This is a genomic window from Stenotrophomonas sp. 116085_Sma (assembly GCF_056479585.1).
Map to the genome: position 1 here is coordinate 3,033,705 of NZ_CM151057.1, position 20,863 is coordinate 3,054,567.

Genomic DNA, 20,863 nt, shown 5'->3' on the forward strand with positions numbered 1-20,863 from the left:
CGGCGCGTACGCAGCAGCTGCCGCACGGTCGCCTGATCTACCGGGGGTAGTTGCATGACACCGCGCAGATGCGCGATTGCAAACACAAGGATGATGCCCATGAAACTGCACCTGGCCTCGATGGCCGCACTGATGCTTGCTGTGGGAGCTCTCTCCACGTCGTCCCAGGCCACCGCCAGCGGTGGTGGCGGTGGTCCGGAGAACACGAACTGCGTCCGGGTCAAGATGGGGCCCTATTACCATCAACGTTGCGAAGTGACGTACTTCGAAGAGGATGGCACTCCCTACATCCGGGTGTACTGGATTGACCAGAATGGCCAGTGGTACCTGCCCGCCGACTGAGCAGACATGATCTCCTGATCGCGCCCGCGCGATCCGCCGGGCGGCGCTTTCACCGCCCGCCCGGCACCTGCCATCCGCCCATCCCGGCATACCGCTGCCCTCGCCTTCCATGGCATGCTCCATGAAACCGTTTTCATGGAATGGAGGGATTCCACGATGTTGTCGCGCTTCCATCGCCCTGCGCTGTGTGCGCTGTTGGCGCTTGTTCTGCCTGCCGTTGCCTGGGCCGCCGCACCGGCGCCACTGAAAGTGATGTCGTTCAATGTCCGCACCCCGGCTGATACCGAACCGGGCAAGCGCTGGCCGGACCGTCGCGATGCCATGGTCAAGGTCATCCTCGATGCACACCCGGCCGTGATCGGCACCCAGGAGCTGGTGAAGGAGCAGGCCGACTTCCTGTCCGAGCACCTGCCCGGTTACCGCTGGTTCGGCGAAGGCCGCCGCGGCGGAAGCGGTGACGAACACATGGGCGTGTTCTACGACAGCAAGGTGCTGGCCGTCGAGGAATCCGGCAACTTCTGGTTGTCCGATACGCCGGAGGTGCCCGGTAGCATCACCTGGGGCAACCTGTACCCGCGCATGGTCACCTGGGCCCTGTTCCGGCGCCTGGACGATGGCCGTCGTTTCTACTTCATGGATACCCACCTGCCCTACCGCGACGAGGACGAGCCGCGCCGGGTGAAGGGTGCCGAACTGATCGGCAAGCATCTGGCAACCCTGCCGGCCAACCTGCCGGTGGTCCTGACCGGCGACTTCAACAGCGAGCCCGGTGGTGACACCTACAAGGCATTCACCCGCCTGCTGCAGGACACCCGTACCCAGGTGAAGGCTCCGCAGGGGCCACGCCTGACCTTCCACGATTTCACCGGCAAGGCCACCGTGCAGCTGGACTGGGTGCTGGTGCGCGGCTTCCATGCACGCAGCTTCGTCACCGATGACCGTCGCATCGACGGCATACTGCCGTCGGATCATTTCCCGCTGGTGGTCGAGCTGGACTGGCCGGAACACTGAACCTGCGCGGCAGCCGCAGCTACGGCGGCGGCTGTCGCGACATCAGCCGGTACAGCGCCTGATGCTGGTTGCGTGCCTGGCTGATGCGGGCACCGACCGCCAGAAACACGGAGATGCCGATCAGGCCCAGCCCCAGCATCTGGTCCGGCAGGCGCACGAAGCCGATCGCAGCCGCCATCGTAGCCAACACTATCAGCACTACGACCGCTACCGACAGCCCTGCACCAGGCGGCCCCGGATCACCGAACAGCATGCGCTGGGTATCGCGCTTGTCATCGCTCATCGCCTGCCCTCCTGGAATCTGCCCCACTAGTTACACCGCGGGCCCCGATTCCGGCAGAGTCAGAAACGTCATGACTGTGACAACGTCCACAGCACGCGACGCGCTACCCTGCCTCCATTCCCAATCTGCGGAGGACGTCATGGCGCACCAGAGCCGTCTGGCCGGATTCATCATCGACTGCCAGGACACGCCCGCTGACGAAGGCGCACGCTTCTGGGCGGCCGCACTCGGTCTGCAGGCGCAGCCATCGTATGGCGAAGATGGCGCCGAGTACGCCGAGCTGCGGGATGCGCCGGGAGGGCTGCAGGTGGAGGTGCAGCGGGTCGCTCACCCCTCGCGCGTGCACCTGGACATCGAGAGCGACGACATCGATGCCGAGGCAGATCGACTGGAGAAACTCGGCGCGCGCCGGATCGGCTTCGTCAAACGCTGGTGGGTGATGGAAGCGCCCACCGGCCATCGCTTCTGCATCGTGCGCATGCGCGAACGCGCAGTACCGGCCAATCTCTGGCCCTGAAGCAGAAAGGGACGGAAGCCGCGGCTTCCGTCCCCTCATGCCTACTGCAGCTGCGCCACGCTGGGTTGCTGCGGCGATTGCCCCCAGCCGCCCAGCGCCTTGTACACACCAACCACGCTGACGTTGACTTCGGCCTCGGCCGCCGCCAATGCATCATCCGCCGCCAACTGCGTGCGCTGCGCATCCAGCAGGGTCAGGAAGTCTTCCGAGCCCTCGCGATAGCGGATCTGCGCCAGCGATTCGGCACGTCGTGCCGCCTGCGCCTGCTCGACCACGATCGCCAGCCGCGCCTGCTGCTTGGAATAGCGGGTCAGCGCGTTTTCGGTGTCTTCCAGTGCCAACAGCACGGCCTGCTCATACTGCGCAGCCACACCCTCGGCTTCAGCCTTGCTGGCACGCAGGCGTGCACGCACGGTGCCGAAGTCGAACGCGGCCCAGCTCAGCGACGGGGTCAGCGACCAGGCCTTGTTGTTGCCATTGACCAGGCCACTGGCGTCGCCGCCGAGGAAGCCGACGAAACCGGACAACGACAGCCGCGGGAACAGGTCCGCAGTGGCCACGCCCACCCGCGCGGTGGCGGCGGCCAGGCGACGCTCGGCCACGCGCACGTCGGCGCGTTGGCGCAGCAGCTCGCGGGTATCGCCCAGCGGCAGCGCCTTGGCAAATGCCGGCACGTCGTGCGGCGCAAGCATGGCGGTCAGCGTTTCCGGACGCTGGCCCAGCAGAACCGCCAGCCGGTTGCGCGACTGCGTCTCGGCCACTTCCAGCAGCGGGATATCGGCCTCGATCGCCTTCAACCGGGCACGGCTGCTCTGCACATCCAGCTCGCTGCCGGCGCCCAGCTCCCAGCGCGCCTCGGTCAGCTTCTGCGTATCGCGCAGGTTGGCCAGGGTGTGCTGGGCCACGGCGATGCGCTTCTGCGTGCCACGCAGCTCGAAGTAGTTGCGCGCCACTTCGGCGGCGACCAGCACCTGTGCATCGGCCAGGTTGGCCTGCTCGGCGTCGAGGTCGGCGCGCGCGGCTTCTGCAGCACGGCGCTTGCGGCCGAACAGATCCAGCTCCCAGCCGGCGTCGAAGCCGAGCTGGTAGCTTTCACTGAACACCCGCTGCCCACCCAGCTGCGGATCGGGTTGCTTGCGGCGGTCGTAGCTGCCGCCTGCGGTGATGTGCGGGGCCTGGTCGAAACGGCTTTCGACGAACACCGCACGGGCCTGGCCGACGCGGGCCACCGCCACGCGCAGGTCGAGGTTGTCCGACAGTGCACCGTGCACCAGCTGTTCCAGCACCGGGTCATCGAACTGCGCCCACCAGCTGGCAACCGGCGAGGTGGTGCTGAACACCGGCTGCTGCGCACCCTGCAGCACCACAGGCTCCTGTACCGGCGCCTTGTAGTTGGGGCCGACGCTGACACAGCCTGCCAGCACCAGGCTGGAGACGGCCATCGCCAACGTGCGCATCACCATGGCAGCACCTCGCCCAGGTAGGTGAAGCTGCCGCTGGCGCCGGATTCACCGATCAGCGCCATTTCCACGCTGGAACGTGCGCCTTCGCTGATTTCGATTTCGCCGTTGCCGCCGTTCATGTCGGTCTTCACGTAACCCGGATGCACGGTGTTGACCTTGATCGGGGTATTGCGCAGTTCGTAGGCCAGGCTCAGGGTCCAGCTGTTCACCGCTGCCTTGGAGGCGTTGTAGGCCGGGATCTTGAAATCGTAGATGCCCGACGCCGGGTCGGAGTGCAGGGTCTGCGAGCCGAGCATGCTCGATACGTTGACGATGCGGCCGGATTTGGCCTGCTTGACCAGCGGCAGGAAGGCCTGGGTGACCGCCACCAGCGCGTACACGTTGGTGTCGAAGGTGCGCTTCCAGGTCTCGAGCGACTGCTCCGACGGCGCCTGCGCCGGGTTCTCGATCATGATGCCGGCGTTGTTGACCAGGATGTCGAGGCGGCCATGGCGCTGGCGTACCTGCTCGACCGCTTCGGCGATGCTGGCTGCATCGGTCACGTCCAGCTGGATGGCTTCGACCGGCAGGCCTTCAGCCTGCAGCTGCAGTGCCAGCTCCACTGCCGTGTCGCGCTTGCGACCTGCCAGCAGCGTGTGCACACCGGCCTGGGCGAGCTGGCGCACGGTTTCCAGGCCGATGCCACGGGTGGCGCCGGTGACCAGCGCGATCTTGTTCTGATGGGTGTTCATGGATTCATGCCTTGTGAGGGGAAAGCCGCCGCCGGCCAATGACCGGCGGCGACGGGGTTCCATGTCAGTGGTGGATGGTGGGCTCGCCGTGCTGCACCAGCTGGCCACCACCATTGCGGGTGACGAACTTGCGCAGGGCCACGTAGAACACCGGGGTGAGGAACAGGCCGAACAGGGTCACGCCCAGCATGCCGGCGAACACGGTGATACCGGTCACCGAGCGCACCTCGGCGCCTGCACCGTGCGACAGCACCAGCGGCACGGTGCCGGCGATGAACGCGATGGAGGTCATCACGATCGGGCGCAGACGCAGGCGGCAGGCTTCCAGTGCGGCTTCAACGATGCCCTTGCCGCCCATCTCCAGCTCTCTGGCGAATTCGACGATCAGGATCGCGTTCTTGCACGCCAGGCCCATCAGCACCACCAGGCCGACCTGCACGAACACGTTGTTGTCACCGCCGGTGAGCCAGACGCCGAACAGCGCGGACAGCAGGGTCATCGGCACGATCAGGATCACCGCCAGCGGCAGCGACCAGCTCTCGTACAGCGCAGCCAGCACCAGGAAGGCCAGCATGATCGCCACCGGGAACACGATGAAGGCGGCCTTGCCCTGGGTGGCCTGCTGGTAGCTCAGGTCGGTCCATTCAGTGGTCATGCCCACCGGCAGCACCTTGCCGGCGATCTCGGTCAGCTTGGTCATCGCTTCGGCCGAGGACAGCAGGCGCGGGTCGGCTTCACCGGCCAGGTCCGCTGCCGGGTAACCGTTGAAGCGCAGCACCGGGTCCGGGCCGAAGGTCTGCTTGATGGTGACCATCGAACCGATCGGCACCATTTCGCCGCGGTCGTTGCGGGTACGCAGCTTGCCGATGTCCTCGACCGTCTCGCGGAACGGACCGTCAGCCTGGGCGATCACCTGCCAGGTACGGCCGAACTGGTTGAAGTCGTTGACGTAGGCCGAACCCAGGTAGGTCTGCAGGGTGTCGAACAGTTCGGTGAGCTGCACGCCCTGTGCCTTGGCCTTGACGCGGTCCACCTCGGCATCCAGCTGCGGCACGTTGGCCTGGTAGCTGGAAATCGGGAAGGCCATGCCCGGGGTCTGCGCAACGGTGCCCTGCATTGCCTGCACGGCATTCTGCAGCGCGCCGTAGCCCAGGTTGCCGCGGTCCTCGATGAACATCTGGTAGCCGTTGCCGTTACCCAGGCCGAGGATCGGCGGCGGCATCATCGCGAACGCGAAGCCTTCCTGCAGCCCGGCGATCTTCTGGTTGATCTCCGCGTTGATCTGCGCGGCGGTACGGCCATGACGTTCGGCGAACGGCTTGAGCGGAATGAACGCCACACCGGTGTTCGGCGTGTTGGTGAACTGCAGCGCGTTCAGACCCGGGAACGAGATGGTGTGGGCCACGCCATCGGTTTCCTGGGCGATCTTGGCGACCTTGCGCAGCATTTCATCGGTACGCGCGATCGACGAACCTTCCGGCAGCTTCACGCCGGCAATCAGGTACAGCTTGTCCTGGGTAGGGATGAAGCCCGGCGGCACCAGCTTGAAGATCACGCCGGTACCGACCAGCAGGACCGCGTAGACCACGAACACCGCGCCGCGACGGCCGAGGATGCGCGCCACGCCACGTTCGTACTTCTCCGAGCTGGACTTGAAGAAGCGGTTGAACGGACGGAACACCCAGCCGAACAGGCGGTCGATCAGGCGGCTCGGTCCGTCCTTCGGTGCGCCGTGGGCCTTCAGCAGGCGCGCGGCCAGCGCCGGCGACAGGGTCAGCGAGTTGATCGCCGAGATCACCGTGGAGATGGCGATGGTGACCGCGAACTGCTTGTAGAACTGGCCGGTGACACCGGACAGGAACGCCATCGGCACGAACACGGCACACAGCACCAGCGCGATCGCCACGATCGGGCCGGACACTTCGCGCATGGCCTGGTGGGCCGCGGCGGTGGGCGACAGGCCTTCTTCGATGTTGCGCTCGACGTTCTCCACCACCACGATCGCGTCGTCGACCACGATGCCGATCGCCAGCACCAGGCCGAACAGGCTCAGCGTATTGATCGAGAAGCCCAGCAGGTACAGCGCGGCGAAGGTACCCACCACCGACACCGGCACGGCGATCAACGGGATGATCGAGGCACGCCAGGTCTGCAGGAACAGGATCACCACCAGCACCACCAGCGCGATCGCTTCCAGCAGCGTGGAGACCACGGCCTTGATCGAGTCACGCACGAAGATGGTGGTGTCATACACCGCTTCGTACTTCACGTCGGCCGGCATGGTCTTCTGCATCTCGTCCATCGTCGAGATGACCTGGTCACGGATTTCCAGCGCGTTCGCACCCGGCGACTGGAAGATGCCGATACCGACCGCGTTCTTGCCGTCCAGCTGCGAGCGCAGGGTGTAGTCACCCGCACCCAGTTCCAGGCGGGCCACGTCGGACAGGCGCACGATCTCGCCATCGGTGCCGCTCTTGAGCACGATGTCGCCGAATTCCTTTTCGGTCTTCAGCCGGCCCTGGGCATTGATCAGGGTCAGGAACTTGCTGTCCGGCAGCGGTTCGGCGCCGAGCTGGCCGGCCGACACCTGCACGTTCTGCTCGCGCATGGCGCGCACCACGTCGCTGGCGGTCAGGCCGCGCGAAGCCACCTTGTCCGGATCCAGCCAGGCGCGCATGGCGTAGTCGCCACCACCGAAGATCTGCGCATCACCGACGCCCGGAATGCGCGCCAGTGCATCCTTGACGTGCAGGCGGGCGTAGTTGCGCAGGTACAGGGTGTCGTACTTGCCTTGCGGGGAGGTCAGGTGCACCACCATCAGGAAGGTCGGCGACTGCTTCTGCGTGGTCACGCCCTGCCGGCGCACGTCCTCGGGCAGGCGCGCCTGCGCCTGCGCCACGCGGTTCTGCACCTTCACCGCCGCTGCGTCCGGGTCGGTGCCCGGGCGGAAGGTGACGGTCATCTGCAGCACGCCGTCGGAACCGGCGACCGACTTCAGGTACATCATGCCTTCGACGCCGTTGATGGCTTCTTCAAGCGGCGTGGCGACGGTCTCGGCGATGACCTTGGGGTTGGCGCCCGGATAGACCGTGCGCACGACCACCGACGGCGGCACCACTTCCGGGTACTCGCTGATCGGCAGGATTGGAATCGTGATCAGGCCTGCGGCAAAGATCACGATCGACAGCACCGCCGCGAAGATCGGCCTGTCGATGAAGAAACGGGAAAAGTCCATGGAGGAATTCCTGGGAAAGGCATTCGGCGGGCAACAGCCACCCTGCCCCTCGCCGAAATGACGAAGGCAGGGAAGGCTGCCGCTGGCGCCGGCAGCTAAGCGGGGACGCGGATCAGTGCTTCAGGGCGGCGGTGGCATCGCGGCCCGGTGCCGGCGCCGGCTGTGGCTGCATCGCCACCGCCTTGGCCTGCACCGGCATGCCCGGCATGAAGACCTTCTGCACGCCGTCGATGATCACCTTGTCGCCCGCGGCCAGGCCGTGTTCGACAATGCGCAGGCCATCAGCGGTGCGACCGAGCTGGATGTCGCGGCGCTGGGCCTTGCCATCCTTGTCGACCACGTAGACATACTTGCGGTCCTGGTCGGTCAGCACGGCCTTGTCATCGATCAGCAGGGCCTGGAACTGGCCGCTGCCGAGCAGCTGCACGCGGGCGAACAGGCCCGGCGTGAACTGGCGGTCGGCGTTGTCCAGCAGTGCGCGGACGCGGATGGTGCCGGTGCTGCGGGCGACCTGGTTGTCGAGGAAGTCGACCTTGCCCGAGTGCGGGTAGCCCTCTTCGCCGGACAGGCCAACCTTCACCGGCAGTTCGCTGTCACGCTCGCTCGGGCGCTCGCCCTTGCGTGCCATCTGGGCGTAGCGCAGGAAGGTGCTTTCGTCGGCATCGAAGTAGACAAAGACGGTATCCAGCGAGACCAGCGTGGTCAGCACGCTGGCACTGTCGCCGGCGGTGACCAGGTTGCCGGCGGTGACCATCGCGCGACCGGCACGGCCGTCGATCGGTGCGCGCACCTTGGTGAACTCCAGATTGAGCCGGGCCGCATCCAGCGCGGCCTGCGCCGCCTGCACGGCGGCACCGGACTGGTCAGCGGCGGCACGACGTTGCTCGGCGGTCTCGGTGGAGATCGCCTGCTGCTCGGACAGGCGCTTGGCGCGCTCGGACTCGCTGCGGGCCAGCGTGGCCTGGGTACGTGCGCGGGCCAGTTCGGCGGCAGCGCGATCGTACTCGGCCTGGTAGCTGCGCGCGTCGATGGTGAAGAGCACTTCGCCCTTCTTCACTTCCTGGCCTTCGACGTAGTTGACCTTGTCGATGTAGCCGGACACGCGCGGACGCAGTTCAACGCTCTGTACCGCTTCGACGCGGCCGCTGAATTCGTCCCACTGGCTGACCTGCTTGACCAGCACCGGCGCTGCGCTGACCTGCGGCGGAGGCGGTGCACCGGCTTCTTCGGCATGGCCGCCGCTGCACGCCGCCAGCACGGCCGCAGCGAGGATCGACACGCCGACCATCGCGATGCGATGGCCGAAACGATGTGGGGTGGTATTGGGGGAAGTCATGGCATGCATCCGTACGGAGGGGTGGTACAGCTATATGAGAACGTGTTGCAAAAATCGGCGCCGCATACTGCGACCTCAACCATGGTCGAGGTCAAGCGACGCCTGCGGTATCGCGCCACAAAGGGGGAACTTCCAAGTGCAGCAGGCCACGCGGCAGTTCGGCATCGCTGCTGTCACAGCGGACGATGGCGCGGTTGTCGCGGCAACCATCCAGCAGCGAGACCACGCGACGGCCGACCAGCAGCGAGCTGGGCCACTCGATGCAGGCATTGGCCGCGTTGGCCGGGGTACAGACCGGGCTGCAGACTTCCAGCATCTGCGCACGCACGCCCAGCGCCTGCGCCTCCTGGTGCACGACCTGCGCGTACATGCGCAGCGCGGCGGTGGTGATCGAGGTCTCGCCGTAACCCGCCCACGGTTTGGCGTTGGCCGGGCTGCCGATCATCACGTAGCGCCGTGCATGCACGTTGTCCTGCAGCAGCGGCAGCAGGTGACGCACCGCGTGCACGTGCGGCATCAGATCGGCCTGCATCGCGCCCATCAGTTCGTCACCGTTGCGGTCGACCACGCGACCGCGGCGGTATGGCCCACCCATTGCGGCGATCACTGCCGCCAACGGGCGCGGGCGCTGCGCGATGCGTTCGGCCAGCGCGCGCGCCGATCCGTCGTCGCTGAGCGAACCCAGCACCGTCTCCAGGCCCGGCTCATCGGCGAACTGCTCGTGCAGCGCCGCCAGCCGGCCCGGATCGCGGCCGACAACCAACACCGGGCTGCCGGCCTCCAGCAGCGCGCCCACCACACCCTGGCCGACGGCACCGGTGCCGCCCAAGACCAGGACTTCGGGCGTCAGCATCCCATTCACGGGACATTTCCTCCCATATCCGGGATAGTCCCGATTCGACGCAGTCGGTCACCCTTGTGAGGGACCAGGCGGAGGGCGCCGCCACGCTGCTGACGCATGGGCGCGGTAAACTCACGGAAGTCCTTGTGTACCAAGGAACTCGGGCGGGCTTCGACGGTCATCGCCAGGTCCAGGGTGTTCTGGCCGGCGTTCCGGAGTCGGGCAAGAATGTTGCGCAGGCTCATGGCGGACGGGCTCCAATTAACGAATGGCGCCACGATAGACCTCAAACCTTTACTTGATTAGTCCTGATTAAGGGGAATAATCATCCCGCTCCCGGTCCAATCGTTCTGTCACGATTGTCCCATCCCCGACGTCCAGGATCCCCGACCATGTCCCACGATCTCAACGAGACGCTGATCTTCGTCAAAGTGGTCGAGCAAGGCAGCTTCATCGCCGCTGCCAAATCGCTCGGCCTGCCCAAGACCACGGTCAGCCGCAAAGTGCAGGAGCTGGAAACGCGCCTGGGCGCGCGCCTGCTGCACCGGACCACGCGCCGCCTCGGCCTGACCGAAGCCGGTTCGATCTACCACGAACATTGCCAGCGCATCGCGCGCGAACTGGAAGAAGCCGAGAGCGCGGTGAGCCAGCTGCAGTCCGGCCCGCGCGGCTGGCTGCGCTTCACCGTGCCCTATTCGATCGGCATCACCTGGATCGCCCCGCTGCTGGGCCAGTTCCATGCGCAGTACCCGGAGATCCGCCTGGACATGCACATGGGCAACGAGAAGCTGGACCTGATTGCAGGTGAAGCGGACCTTGCGCTGCGCGTGGGGGCCCTGCCCGATTCCAACCTGGTCGCGCGCAAGCTGGGTAGCCTGCGTACGCAGGTGTTCGCCAGCCCGGCCTACATCGAGCGCTATGGCGAACCGCTGCACCCGGAAGAACTGCAGTTCCATCGCATCCTGGCCATGCGCAAGCCGTACCACACGGGTAATTCGCCGCGCTTCACCTGGCAGCTGGGCGAGAACGGCGGTGAACTGCGCGACTTCCCGGTCACCCCGCTGATGACCGCCAACGACATGTCTGCGTTGAATGGGGCATTGGTGTGTGGCGAAGGCCTGCTGCTGACCGGCGACGTGATGGCCAAGCCCTTCGTCGAATCGGGCATGGTGCGCCGCGTACTCGCTGGCTGGACCGGTCCGGAAGTGGACTTCAACGCCGTGTTCGCCGGTGGCCGCCTGGTCTCGCCAAAAGTGCGTGCGTTCGTCGACTTCCTTGTCGAGAAGCTCAACTTCGACGCCAATTACATGCTGGCGCAGTGCCCGGGTGCGAAGCTGGCGCAGCAGCAGAAGGAAAAGGAAGACGCTGCACTGGAAAGCAGCGGCAAGCGGATCCTGGAGAAGGTGGCCGCTTCGGCGGCATGACCGAGGGTATCCTCGCGTGGCGTGGATCTACCCGGGCGCGCGATATCGCTTTCTGTAGCGTCGAGCCATGCTCGACTGCTTTTCGAACGGCGCCGACCAAGGTCGGCATCTACCAGAAGAGGTAGCCGAGCGTGGCTCGGCTCTACAGGCGCTATCGGCGTGCCGAGCAAGCTCGGCACCCACAAAAATGCCGCCTGCAAGGGCGGCATTTTCGTTCCGGGTGCGCCCGGTTTCCGGTAGATGCCGACCTTGGTCGGCGCCGTTGGGAGAAGCCGCAAACGGGAACGCTATCGGTGTGCCGAGCAAGCTCGGCACCTACAAAAATGCCGCCTGCAAGGGCGGCATTTTCGTTCCGGGTGCGCCCGGTTTCCGGTAGATGCCGACCTTGGTCGGCGCCGTAGGGAGAAGCCGCAAACGGGAACGCTATCGGTGTGCCGAGCAAGCTCGGCACCTACAAAAATGCCGCCTGCAAGGGCGGCATTTTCGTTCCGGGTGCGCCCGGTTTCCGGTAGATGCCGACCTTGGTCGGCGCCGTAGGGAGAAGCCGCAAACGGGAACGCTATCGGCGTGCCGAGCAAGCTCGGCACCCACAAAAATGCCGCCTGCAAGGGCGGCATTTTCGTTCCGGGTGCGCCCGGTTTCCGGTAGATGCCGACCTTGGTCGGCGCCGTTGGGAGAAGCCGCAAACGGGAACGCTATCGGTGTGCCGAGCAAGCTCGGCACCTACAAAAATGCCGCCTGCAAGGGCGGCATTTTCGTTCCGGGTGCGCCCGGTTTCCGGTAGATGCCGACCTTGGTCGGCGCCGTAGGGAGAAGCCGCAAACGGGAACGCTATCGGTGTGCCGAGCAAGCTCGGCACCTACAAAAATGCCGCCTGCAAGGGCGGCATTTTCGTTCCGGCTACGCCCGGTTTCCGGTAGATGCCGACCTTGGTCGGCGCCGTTGGGAGAAGCCGCAAACGGGAACGCTATCGGTGTGCCGAGCAAGCTCGGCACCTACAAAAATGCCGCCTGCAAGGGCGGCATTTTCGTTCCGGCTACGCCGGAACTGTAACGCTGCGCGTTACTGCTTGAGCGGAATCACACGAATTTCGACACGGCGGTTCTTGGCACGGCCCGCATCGGTGCTGTTGTCGGCAATCGGGTACGACTTGCCGGCGCCCAGCGTTTCGATACGCACGCTCTGCACACCCTGGCCGATCAGGTACTGCGCGACCGAGTCGGCACGTTCCTTCGACAGGCGGTTGTTGACCGCGTCGCTGCCGATGCTGTCGGTATGGCCGACCACTTCGATCATGGTCTGGTTGTAATCGCGCAGGGTGCCCGCCACGCCGTTGAGCGACCCGTAGAACTGCGGCTTCAGGGTCGACTTGCCGAAGTCGAAGGTGATGCCGTCCGGCAGGTTCAGCATGATGTTGTCGCCCTGGCGCTGCACATCGATGCCGGTGTTGGCGGTGCGCTCGCGCAGCGCGCGTTCCTGGCGATCCTGGTACTGGCCGACGGCGGCGCCGCTGAGCGCACCGATACCGGCACCGATCAGGGCATGCTGACGACGCTCGGTGGCGCTGTCGCCGGTCAGCAGGCCGGCTGCCACGCCAATGGCGGTGCCGATCAGGGCGTTGCGGCCGGTGCGGTTCTGCTGCTCGGTCGGGTTGCCGTACTGGTCACTCTGTACGTAGGAGCCGCCGGTGGCGCAGGCCGACAGGACGGCCGCACTCATCAGGGCCAGTGCGACGTTGCGGGTGGTGTTGCGGATCATGAGATTCTCCTTGGTTTCCGGTCGGCCGGCGGCCTGCGGGCGCAAAGAGAATAAACAGCCCGATGCGATGCCGGAATGATGATCGGGCACCGCGACAGGCCCACGTTCAGCTAACTGACCGGATCGCTCAGGTCGCTCTTTACCCTGCCCCCGACTGGCGGTAAGCCGCCAACGCGGCGTCGCGGCCCGCGGCCAGATCCACCAGCGGCGTGCGTGGATAGCCCGGTGCATGCGCCGCCAGCAGCAACGGATGCTGCCAGGGCGCGAATCGTGCCTTCACCGGCAGTGCGGCCAGTTCGGGCACCCAGCGGCTGATGTACCGAGCCTGCGGATCGAATTTCTCGGCCTGGGTCACGGGGTTGAACACACGGAAATACGGTGCGGCATCGGCACCGGTTCCCGCCACCCACTGCCAGCCCATCGTGTTGTTGGCCAGGTCGGCATCGAGCAGGGTGTCCCAGAACCATCGCGCGCCATGCAGCCAGTGCGCACGCAGATGCTTGCACAGGTAGCTGGCGACGATCATCCGCACCCGGTTGTGCATGTAGCCGGTGTGCCACAGCTCGCGCAGGCCTGCATCGACGATCGGCACACCGGTGTTGCCGCGCTGCCAATCGCGCAGCTGCGCGTCACTGGGCGTTGCCCATGGGAAGCGATCGAAGCGCGGGTTGAGGTTGTCGGTGGGCGTCTTCGGGAAGTGATGCAGCAGGTGGTAGGCGAAGTCGCGCCAGCCCAGCTGGCGCAGGTAGCCATCGATGTCGGCGTCGGTGCCGGCACTGCGCAGCCCTTCCAGCGCGTGGGCGATGCGCCAGGGTGCGATTTCGCCGAAATGCAGGTGCGGCGACAGCCGCGAGGTCCCGACCCGGTCCGGCAGGTCGCGCTGCTGGCGGTACCCGCGCAGGGCACCGTCTTCAAAGACGGACAGTGCTTCCAGCGCACCTGCCTCGCCTGGCTGCCAGTGCTCCCAGAAGCCGGTATCCCAGTCCAGTGCTGGCGCCAGCTGCAGCGCGTCCAGCGCGCGGCTGTCGACCTCATGTGCCGGCAGTTTCTCCGGTGCAGCCTGCAAGGCTGGCAACCGCCAATGGCTTAGCACGTTGCGCCAGTACGGGGTGAATACCTTGTACGGCTGCCCTTGCTGGGTCGCGATGTCCCAGGGCTCGAACAGCAGGCTGCCATTACAGCTCTGCGCATCGATGCCCTGCTCGCGCAGCGTGCGCTTGATGGTGGCATCACGAGGTTGCGTGGCCGGCTCGTACTTGCGGTTCCAGTACACGGCTTCTGCGTCGCTCTGTTCGATCAGGGCCTGCAGCGTCGGCAGGCTGTCACCGCTGCGCAGCACCAGCGAGGACCCCCGCGCGCGCAGGTCCGCATCCAACGCGGCCAGTGATCGGTGGCGCCACGCATCGGAGGCGGCACCCGGCGCCCAATCGCCTTCTTCGTGCGGCGCATGGATGTAGACCGGCACCACGTCGTGACCGGCATCCAGCGCGGCCTGCAGGGCCGGATTGTCCTGCAGCCGCAGATCACGGCGGAACCATACCAACGCTACCGACACAGACACCGCCTTCGTTGTGGAAGGCGGACATGATAGCCAGCGACGGTGAAGGCGTTGCACGCAGACGCCGTCTGCTAGGCTGCCGGGCCGCTCCTCGTTGGACCCCGCCATGGATGATCTGCATGCCCCATTCGCCCGCTTCGGCCTGCTACGGGCCCAGCACGAGGGTGACTGGCAGGGACCTTTCCCGCTACCGCCTGTATTGGCATGCTTCTACGCGCAGGTCGGACCCCTGGGTCATGAGATCAATGCGAAGGTGGGCAACGCCGGCATCACCCTTCCGGGCCTCGATATCTGGATACCGCCGCTGCAGCGCCTGTGGAGTCACCAGGCCGGCTATCGCTGGCACGGCATCAGCGGCGAGCCGATCCACGACTGGCCATCGAACTGGCTGGTGATTGCCGATCGCAGCGCCGATCCGTTCATCCTCGATCTGGATGACGGCCACGTGCTGTTCAGCCATCACGGCGCCGGCCTGCTGGATGCCGGCGAGATCGCTGCCGACGTCCCGACCCTGATGGCTGTGCTGGCGGCGGCCGGCACGGTATACCTCGGTGCCGGCGATGACCTCTACAACGACGATGACGATGGCGGCATCCGTCCTGAACACCAGGAGGCAGCCGTACAGGCGGTGGCCCGGGTACTGGGCCACCGCCTGCAGGCCGAGTCGTTCATCGAGACGTTGCTGGACTGAATCCACGCATGGCGTGGATCTACTTTTCGAAGCGCTGCATCGCCTCGCTGATCAGTGCCCGCGCCTCGGCGGCGTTGCCCCAACCGTTGAGCCGCACCGGGTTGCGCCCGGCCGGCAGGTCCTTGTAGACCCGGAAGAACGCTTCGATGCGCTGTCGTTCGATCTCCGGCAGATCGGCCAGGTCGCGGATACCAGCGTAGGTCGGATCCACCTTGTCGGTCGGCACGCCGATGATCTTTTCGTCGTGCTCGCCGCCGTCGATCATCTTCAGGTAGCCGATCGGCCGGAAGCGCACGATCACGCCCGGGTACAGGGGTTCACGGGTCAGCACCAGCGCGTCCAGCGGATCGTTGTCGCCAGCCAACGTGCGCGGCATCGAACCGTATTTGGCCGGATAGGCGACCGGCATCGACTCGAAGCGGTCCACATGCACCAGGCCGTCTTCCTTGATCTCGTACTTGGTGAAGCTGCCGGCCGGAATCTCCACCGCCAGATTCACTTCCTGCGGGGCTTCCCTTGGTTGGGCCACCAGGAACGGATGCAGCACGGTATCGGCAGCGGTCACCGCTGTCGCGAGCAGGAGCAGGGCCCCGCCGATGGCAGCCATGGGGACAAGACGGCGTACGGTTTTCATCTGGATCTCCTCATTCCCAGCAGCGATCAGCGCGGCCCTTGGCAGTCTGCGCACGCGGGCAGTCACGCGGCGTGATGCGGCCTTCGGTCAGCTCCATGCGCTGTTTTCCCCCCTTGGCATCGCGGCGCAGTTCGAAGGCATCGTAGAGACGGCCGGTCACGGTGCGCGCTTCATAACGCAAGCGCTGCGGGTCGATGTTCAACACCTGGAACAACTGGGTGTCTTCGGCCACTGGGTTCATCGTCCTGCGCGCTTCATCGGACAGGCGGTACTGCTTCGGTCCGGCTACAGTCACCACGTACTGAGGCGTCGCGGCCTGCCCTTCGCCACGGCGACCATAGGTGTGATCGTGGCCCTGCAGCACCAGATCGACGTTGTGGCGGCGTACCACCGGCAGCAGCACGTCGCGCAGCGCGGCGTTCTCGCGGCCTTCGCGCGGCGAATAGAACGGCTGGTGCAGCAGTACGAGGGTCCACGGCTGCAGATTGCCGGTCAGCACCTTGTCCAGCCACTGCGCCTGTGCCTTGGCCGTGCCAAGGTCGAGTGCCGATGTGCCATCGACCACCGCCACGCGCACGCCCTGCGCATCGAACCAGTAGCTGGTCTGCCGTGCCGCGGCAGCACCATTGCCCGGCAGCGCGAACGTCACCGGCCAGTGCCTGCCCAGCACGCGGCGCTCCTGCGGGGTGTCCTCGAACTCCTCGAAATACTCGTGGTTGCCGATCGCCGGCGCCACCAGCGTTTCCTGCGCGAGCCAACCGGTGGCGGCAAACCACTCCCCCCACTCGCTGTCATCCATGTTGTCGCCGCCGCTGACCAGATCGCCAGCGAACAGGCTCAGGCGTGCCCCGGGTGCGGCCTTCTGCGCAGCGCGCACCAGGCGGCTGACATGGCTGACGTTCTTGTTCTGGGTATCGCCGAAGTACAGCAGGGTCAGCGGCTGGTCGGGCGCAGCCAGCGTGCGCAGCTGGTTCCAGGCGCTCCAGCTGCCATTGCCCTGCACGCGGTAGACGTACTGCGTATCCGGCTTCAGGCCATCGATGTCGGCGCGATGATGGTGCGATACACCGTTTTCTGTCTGCAGTGTGCGGGTCGTCGCACGGATCTGGCGGATGCCCTCGATGGCGGGTGAATCACCGGCCAGGGCGATTTCCAGCAGCGGCGCCTGCACACTGCCGTCGGTGCGCCAGGCCACGGCGAAACCGTGGCTGGGATCGGCTGCAGGCGAAGCCACGATGCGGTCAGGCACCGTGGTTGCCGCGTAATGGCGGCTGCCCGCCGGCACCTGGGTGTTCGGTTCAGCCGCCGCGAACGACAGCGACGGCACGGCCAACAGCAGGCCAAACACCAGCGTGCGCATCACGCAACGCCGGCTCATGCGCCACACTCCAGCGGCAGCGCCAGCTGCTTGGCGATGCTCTCCCAGTCGAACGCCACCACGCCCTGGTCGTCGTGCACCGCGTACAGCGCACCATGGGGGAAGCGCGCGCTGGGCTGCTGCATCATCCAGATGCCATCGGTGTTGGCCACGGTATTGCCCTGGAACGCGCCGACGGGCTTCAGGGTATGGCGGTCGAACAAGTGGAACACGCTGCGCTGCTTGCCCTGTTCGGTGGTGATCCACCAGCCGTCCTTGCCACAGGTGCGCAGGGTCACGCCTTCGGCCTGTGCCTTGAACACATCACGGCCGAAGGTGGTGCCGGTGAAACGCCCCGCCAACGTGTAGACCTTGAACTCGCTGGCGTAGCTCTCGTCCTCCTCGGCGATCAGCAGGCGGTCGTTCTCGGGGTCGCCCCAGATCGATTCGACCACGCGCAGGGCGCCGGCCTCCGTGGTGTCACCAATGCTGGCCACAAGTTTCGCTTCGACCTTCGCACCGTCGCGGGTCACGTGGTACTGGCGCACGCGCTTGTCCAGTTCCTCCAGCGGCGGCAGGATGTCACGGCCCTGTGCATCCTCGCCGTTGTCCCAGGAGTCGGTGACGTAGACGCTGTAGCCATCGGCACGGCGGTCGACCCACAGCCCGTACGGCTTGCGCAGGTCGTCCGCAGCGAAGGTCGCCAGCGGGGTGAAGTCCGGAAGGCCCAGTACCTGTACGCGGTGATTGTCGCGCTCCACGATCCACAGCAGATCGTCGGTCACCGCGATGCCGTTTGGGCGGTCGAACTGCCCTGGCGCGGTGCCGCTGCTGCCTACGTCGCGCAGGTGCTGGCCGCTGCTGCCGTCGTAGACCACCAGCTTGTCGGTGGCCTTGGCAGTGGCGATCAGCCACAGCTTTCCGTCAGGTGCACGCCAGGCGGCGGGCGAATCGATGTTGTCGGCCGGCGTCATCGGCGAAAGGAATGCCTCGGCGATGGTGGTCACCGCACGCTCGGCCGTGGCCTTTGCCCCGGGCTTGGCCACGGACGGATCGTTGCTGGAGCCCGGCGTGCAGCCCGCCAGCAGGGCAGCCGTCAGCGCCGCGGCCATGACGGTGATGCGACGCCCCATCACAGTGCCACCTTCAGGCCCAGCACGTAGGTACGGCCATACTCTTCCATCTGCAGCGTGCGCGAGCGCGTGCCCTGGTACAGCTCAAGCGGCTTGTCCAGCAGGTTCTGTGCTTCCAGGTACATGCTCACGCGTGGAGTGAACTTGTAGTCCAGCGAGAAGTCGAGCTGGGTGTTCGGCGCAACGTAGATGTCGAAGGCGCGGCCCTTGCCGATGCTGTCCAGGTACTCGCTGCGGTATACCGCCGCCAGCCGCGTACTCAGACCGTACTTCTCATAGCCGATATGGGCACTGTAGACGTGCTTGGAGGCACGCGGCAGGGTGAAGTCCTCGCCTGGGCGGTCCTTGATGCCGGCATCGAACGTGGTGTCCAGCCAGGTGCCGCTGGCACCGACCAGCAGTCCATCCAGGCCGGAAGGCAGGAAGGCCAGCTGCTGCTGCCAGTTGAACTCGGCACCACGCACGGTGGCCTTGCGGCCGTTGATCGGCTGGGTCACGTCGAAACCGCCGTAGGCCGGATCATTGGTGCGCACGGTTTCCACGATGTAGCCGTCGATCGACTTGTGGAACAGGCCCAGCGAGACGATGCCGCTGGTGCCGATGTACTTCTCCACCGACAGGTCAATGTTCTTCGATTCGTACGGGTCCAGTTCCGGATTGCCCAGGCGCACTTCCTCGTCACCCCGGCTGTAGCCCACGCGCGGTGAAATGTCACCGAACGAGGGGCGCGATACGGTCTTGTTGGCCGAGGCACGCAGCACCCAGTCGTCTGCGGCGTCGTAGCGCAGGTGCAGGCCCGGCAGCACGTTGGTGTAGCTGCTGTTGGCCACGCGCGGGGTGACGGTGAAGCTGCGGCCGTTGGCCGCCACGTCCACCTGGTTGCCGGTCGCCTTGAACTGGGTGTTCTCCACGCGCACGCCGCCGATGATGCGCAGTGCGCCGATGTCCCAGGTACCCATCGCGTAGCTGGCGAAGATGTCCTCGCTGGCCACGTAGTCTTCTTCCAGCGAGGTCATCGCGTTGCCGCCAATGTCCTGCGGTCGGGCGCTGTACTGGCTGCCATTGGCCGCCCAGAACGCGCGCATCGCCGCCGAGTCCATGCCGTCGCCCAGGTTGCCATGGCGGTGTTCGGGCGAGGAGGTGCTCCAACTCGACAGCGCGACCTTCGGGCCGACCCGCAGTTCGTTCTCGTCGACATTGACGTCGCGGTCGCGCCAGCGGCCCAGCAGGCCGATCTTGATGCTGCCGCTGTCGCCGTCGAAGCGCACGTTGACCTGCGCGCTGTGTTCCTTGTCATTGACCTGCTTGGGCGAGAGCACGAAGCGGTCGAAGGCGTAGTTGCTGTTGTCCAGCCACTGCGGATTGTCGAAGCTGTAGCTGGGCAGGCGGCTGCTCTGGTCAAGAGTGCCATTGAAGGCCTTGCCGCTGAGCTTGAAGCGCGCTTCCATCTCATCGTTCACCCGCTCTTCGGTGCGGGTGTAGCCCACCTTGTAGTCGACCACGGCGTTGGTCAGCTTGTTCTCACCGCCCAGGCTGGCCGCGAAGGTGTTTTCCTTCTTGGTGCGATAGCGCATGCGCTTGTCGATCGAATCCTTCGGCATGCCATCCAGGCGGTACTGGTCCGTGCCGGTCTTGACCATCTTCGCGTCGTCGAAGTTGAAGATCACGCGCTGGCGGGTTTCGGCATCGTCGAACTGGCTGTACAGCGTGCGCAGGTAGTACCTGCTGTCTTCGTTCGGGCGCCAGTCGAGGTTGAGGTTGGCGCCGATGCGCTTGCGCTCGATCTCGTACTTGCGGTGCTGCAGGTTGATCGCGGTGACGTCGCCCGGTGCGGCGTCATCCTCGCCGTCGTACTCCACTTCGGTATTGTCCGACTCGAACTTGCGCTTCTGGTAGTTCACGCCCAGCGCCACGCCGAAGGTGTCGTTGAACACTTCGCTGTAGTTGAAGGCCGCCTTCGGGCTGGTTTCACCGGACAGCTGCTGATGGCTGCCTTCGATCTTGCCACGCAGGCTGCGGCCGTCACGGTCGAAGGCCGAGGCCGACTCGACCAGCACCGCGCCGCCGATGGCGTCGCCGGGCATGTCCGGGGTGGGTGACTTCACCACGCGCAGGCGCTCGGTGGAATCGGACGGGATGACGTCCAGCGGGGCGGCGCGACTGGAATCCTCCGGCGTACCCACGGCGATGCCATCCACGCTGACGCTGTTGAGATTGGCATCCAGGCCACGGATCACCACGAAGCGGCCCTCGCCCTGGTCGCGGGTGACGCTGATGCCCGGCAGCCGCTGCAGCGACTCGGCCACGTTCTTGTCCGGGTACTGGCCCAGCGCGTCGGAGGACACCGCGTCTTCGATCGCGTCGCTGCTGCGCTTGAGGTCCACTGCGCGGATCTGCGATTCAAGCTGGGCGCGCACTTCAATGCGGTCCAGGTCGACCGCATCGGCGGCCACGGCGCCGGTGGCGGCGACCGCCTGCTGCCCGGCGGCCTGCAGCGGTGCGGCAGCCCCCATCGCCAGGGTCAGGGTGATGGCAACGGCCAACGGAGT

Annotated in this window: 18 protein-coding genes; 5 read left to right on the plus strand and 13 right to left on the minus strand. The window is 66.0% G+C overall.

The window, feature by feature from the left end; genetic code table 11:
* Window positions 1–99 precede the first annotated feature (99 nt).
* Window positions 100–342: a hypothetical protein gene (locus tag ACZK0Z_RS14155; RefSeq protein ID WP_049429131.1), complete on the plus strand. Its 243-nt coding sequence runs from the start codon at window positions 100–102 to the stop codon at window positions 340–342.
* Between the two features lie 156 nt (window positions 343–498).
* Window positions 499–1,353 carry an endonuclease/exonuclease/phosphatase family protein gene (locus ACZK0Z_RS14160; RefSeq protein ID WP_197633492.1) on the plus strand — a complete coding sequence of 285 codons (855 nt, stop codon included), beginning with the start codon at window positions 499–501 and terminating at the stop codon, window positions 1,351–1,353.
* 19 nt (window positions 1,354–1,372) lie between these two features.
* Here ACZK0Z_RS14160 and ACZK0Z_RS14165 read toward each other — a convergent pair whose 3' ends face one another.
* Window positions 1,373–1,636 carry a hypothetical protein gene (locus ACZK0Z_RS14165; protein ID WP_197633490.1) on the minus strand — a complete coding sequence of 88 codons (264 nt, stop codon included), beginning with the start codon at window positions 1,634–1,636 and terminating at the stop codon, window positions 1,373–1,375.
* 139 nt (window positions 1,637–1,775) lie between these two features.
* Here ACZK0Z_RS14165 and ACZK0Z_RS14170 point away from each other — a divergent pair, with 139 nt between their 5' ends.
* Complete coding sequence (locus ACZK0Z_RS14170) at window positions 1,776–2,153, plus strand: VOC family protein (RefSeq protein ID WP_106549381.1); 378 nt, start codon at window positions 1,776–1,778, stop codon at window positions 2,151–2,153.
* A gap of 41 nt (window positions 2,154–2,194) precedes the next feature.
* Here ACZK0Z_RS14170 and ACZK0Z_RS14175 read toward each other — a convergent pair whose 3' ends face one another.
* The 6 genes from ACZK0Z_RS14175 to ACZK0Z_RS14200 all read right to left on the minus strand — a co-directional run bounded on the left by ACZK0Z_RS14175 (window position 2,195) and on the right by ACZK0Z_RS14200 (window position 10,004).
* Window positions 2,195–3,616, minus strand: coding sequence for an efflux transporter outer membrane subunit (locus tag ACZK0Z_RS14175; protein WP_049429135.1), 1,422 nt, complete (start codon window positions 3,614–3,616; stop codon window positions 2,195–2,197).
* Entirely contained in the window at window positions 3,610–4,347 is a 738-nt protein-coding gene (locus ACZK0Z_RS14180) for an SDR family oxidoreductase (RefSeq protein ID WP_478449136.1), read from the minus strand. The genes ACZK0Z_RS14175 and ACZK0Z_RS14180 overlap by 7 nt, the downstream gene beginning before the upstream one ends.
* Before the next feature lie 64 nt (window positions 4,348–4,411).
* Window positions 4,412–7,582 carry a multidrug efflux RND transporter permease subunit gene (locus tag ACZK0Z_RS14185; RefSeq protein WP_197633488.1) on the minus strand — a complete coding sequence of 1,057 codons (3,171 nt, stop codon included), beginning with the start codon at window positions 7,580–7,582 and terminating at the stop codon, window positions 4,412–4,414.
* A gap of 112 nt (window positions 7,583–7,694) precedes the next feature.
* Entirely contained in the window at window positions 7,695–8,918 is a 1,224-nt protein-coding gene (locus ACZK0Z_RS14190) for an efflux RND transporter periplasmic adaptor subunit (RefSeq protein ID WP_005409110.1), read from the minus strand.
* A gap of 91 nt (window positions 8,919–9,009) precedes the next feature.
* A complete protein-coding gene (locus tag ACZK0Z_RS14195; protein WP_049429139.1) occupies window positions 9,010–9,780 on the minus strand; it encodes an SDR family NAD(P)-dependent oxidoreductase in 771 nt (256 codons plus the stop codon).
* A complete protein-coding gene (locus tag ACZK0Z_RS14200; protein ID WP_049429140.1) occupies window positions 9,777–10,004 on the minus strand; it encodes a hypothetical protein in 228 nt (75 codons plus the stop codon). The genes ACZK0Z_RS14195 and ACZK0Z_RS14200 overlap by 4 nt, the downstream gene beginning before the upstream one ends.
* Window positions 10,005–10,151: 147 nt before the next feature.
* On the opposite strand from ACZK0Z_RS14200, the gene ACZK0Z_RS14205 reads away from it, so the two are divergent.
* Window positions 10,152–11,183, plus strand: coding sequence for a LysR family transcriptional regulator (locus ACZK0Z_RS14205; protein WP_005409107.1), 1,032 nt, complete (start codon window positions 10,152–10,154; stop codon window positions 11,181–11,183).
* A gap of 1,062 nt (window positions 11,184–12,245) precedes the next feature.
* Here the strand turns inward: ACZK0Z_RS14205 and ACZK0Z_RS14210 are convergent.
* Together ACZK0Z_RS14210 and ACZK0Z_RS14215 are read right to left on the minus strand one after the other, a co-directional pair.
* A complete protein-coding gene (locus ACZK0Z_RS14210; RefSeq protein ID WP_010484399.1) occupies window positions 12,246–12,941 on the minus strand; it encodes a YiaD family glycine zipper/OmpA-like lipoprotein in 696 nt (231 codons plus the stop codon).
* A 139-nt stretch (window positions 12,942–13,080) separates the two neighbouring features.
* On the minus strand, window positions 13,081–14,496 hold the full coding sequence (locus ACZK0Z_RS14215; RefSeq protein ID WP_049427050.1) for a cryptochrome/photolyase family protein: 1,416 nt from the start codon (window positions 14,494–14,496) through the stop codon (window positions 13,081–13,083).
* Window positions 14,497–14,605: 109 nt separating this feature from the next.
* Here ACZK0Z_RS14215 and ACZK0Z_RS14220 point away from each other — a divergent pair, with 109 nt between their 5' ends.
* On the plus strand, window positions 14,606–15,190 hold the full coding sequence (locus ACZK0Z_RS14220) for a hypothetical protein (protein WP_197633693.1): 585 nt from the start codon (window positions 14,606–14,608) through the stop codon (window positions 15,188–15,190).
* Window positions 15,191–15,209: 19 nt separating this feature from the next.
* Here ACZK0Z_RS14220 and ACZK0Z_RS14225 read toward each other — a convergent pair whose 3' ends face one another.
* The 4 genes from ACZK0Z_RS14225 to ACZK0Z_RS14240 are packed head-to-tail and all read right to left on the minus strand — an operon-like array spanning window position 15,210 to window position 20,827.
* Complete coding sequence (locus tag ACZK0Z_RS14225) at window positions 15,210–15,824, minus strand: inorganic diphosphatase (RefSeq protein WP_478449138.1); 615 nt, start codon at window positions 15,822–15,824, stop codon at window positions 15,210–15,212.
* Between the two features lie 10 nt (window positions 15,825–15,834).
* Entirely contained in the window at window positions 15,835–17,202 is a 1,368-nt protein-coding gene (locus ACZK0Z_RS14230; protein WP_100443615.1) for a purple acid phosphatase family protein, read from the minus strand.
* A complete protein-coding gene (locus tag ACZK0Z_RS14235) occupies window positions 17,199–18,314 on the minus strand; it encodes an NHL repeat-containing protein (RefSeq protein ID WP_049426849.1) in 1,116 nt (371 codons plus the stop codon). Before ACZK0Z_RS14235 ends, ACZK0Z_RS14230 begins: the two co-directional genes overlap by 4 nt.
* Window positions 18,314–20,827 (minus strand): TonB-dependent receptor, encoded by a 2,514-nt coding sequence (locus ACZK0Z_RS14240; protein WP_219632311.1) that lies wholly within the window; start codon window positions 20,825–20,827, stop codon window positions 18,314–18,316. The genes ACZK0Z_RS14235 and ACZK0Z_RS14240 overlap by 1 nt, the downstream gene beginning before the upstream one ends.
* Window positions 20,828–20,863 lie beyond the last annotated feature (36 nt).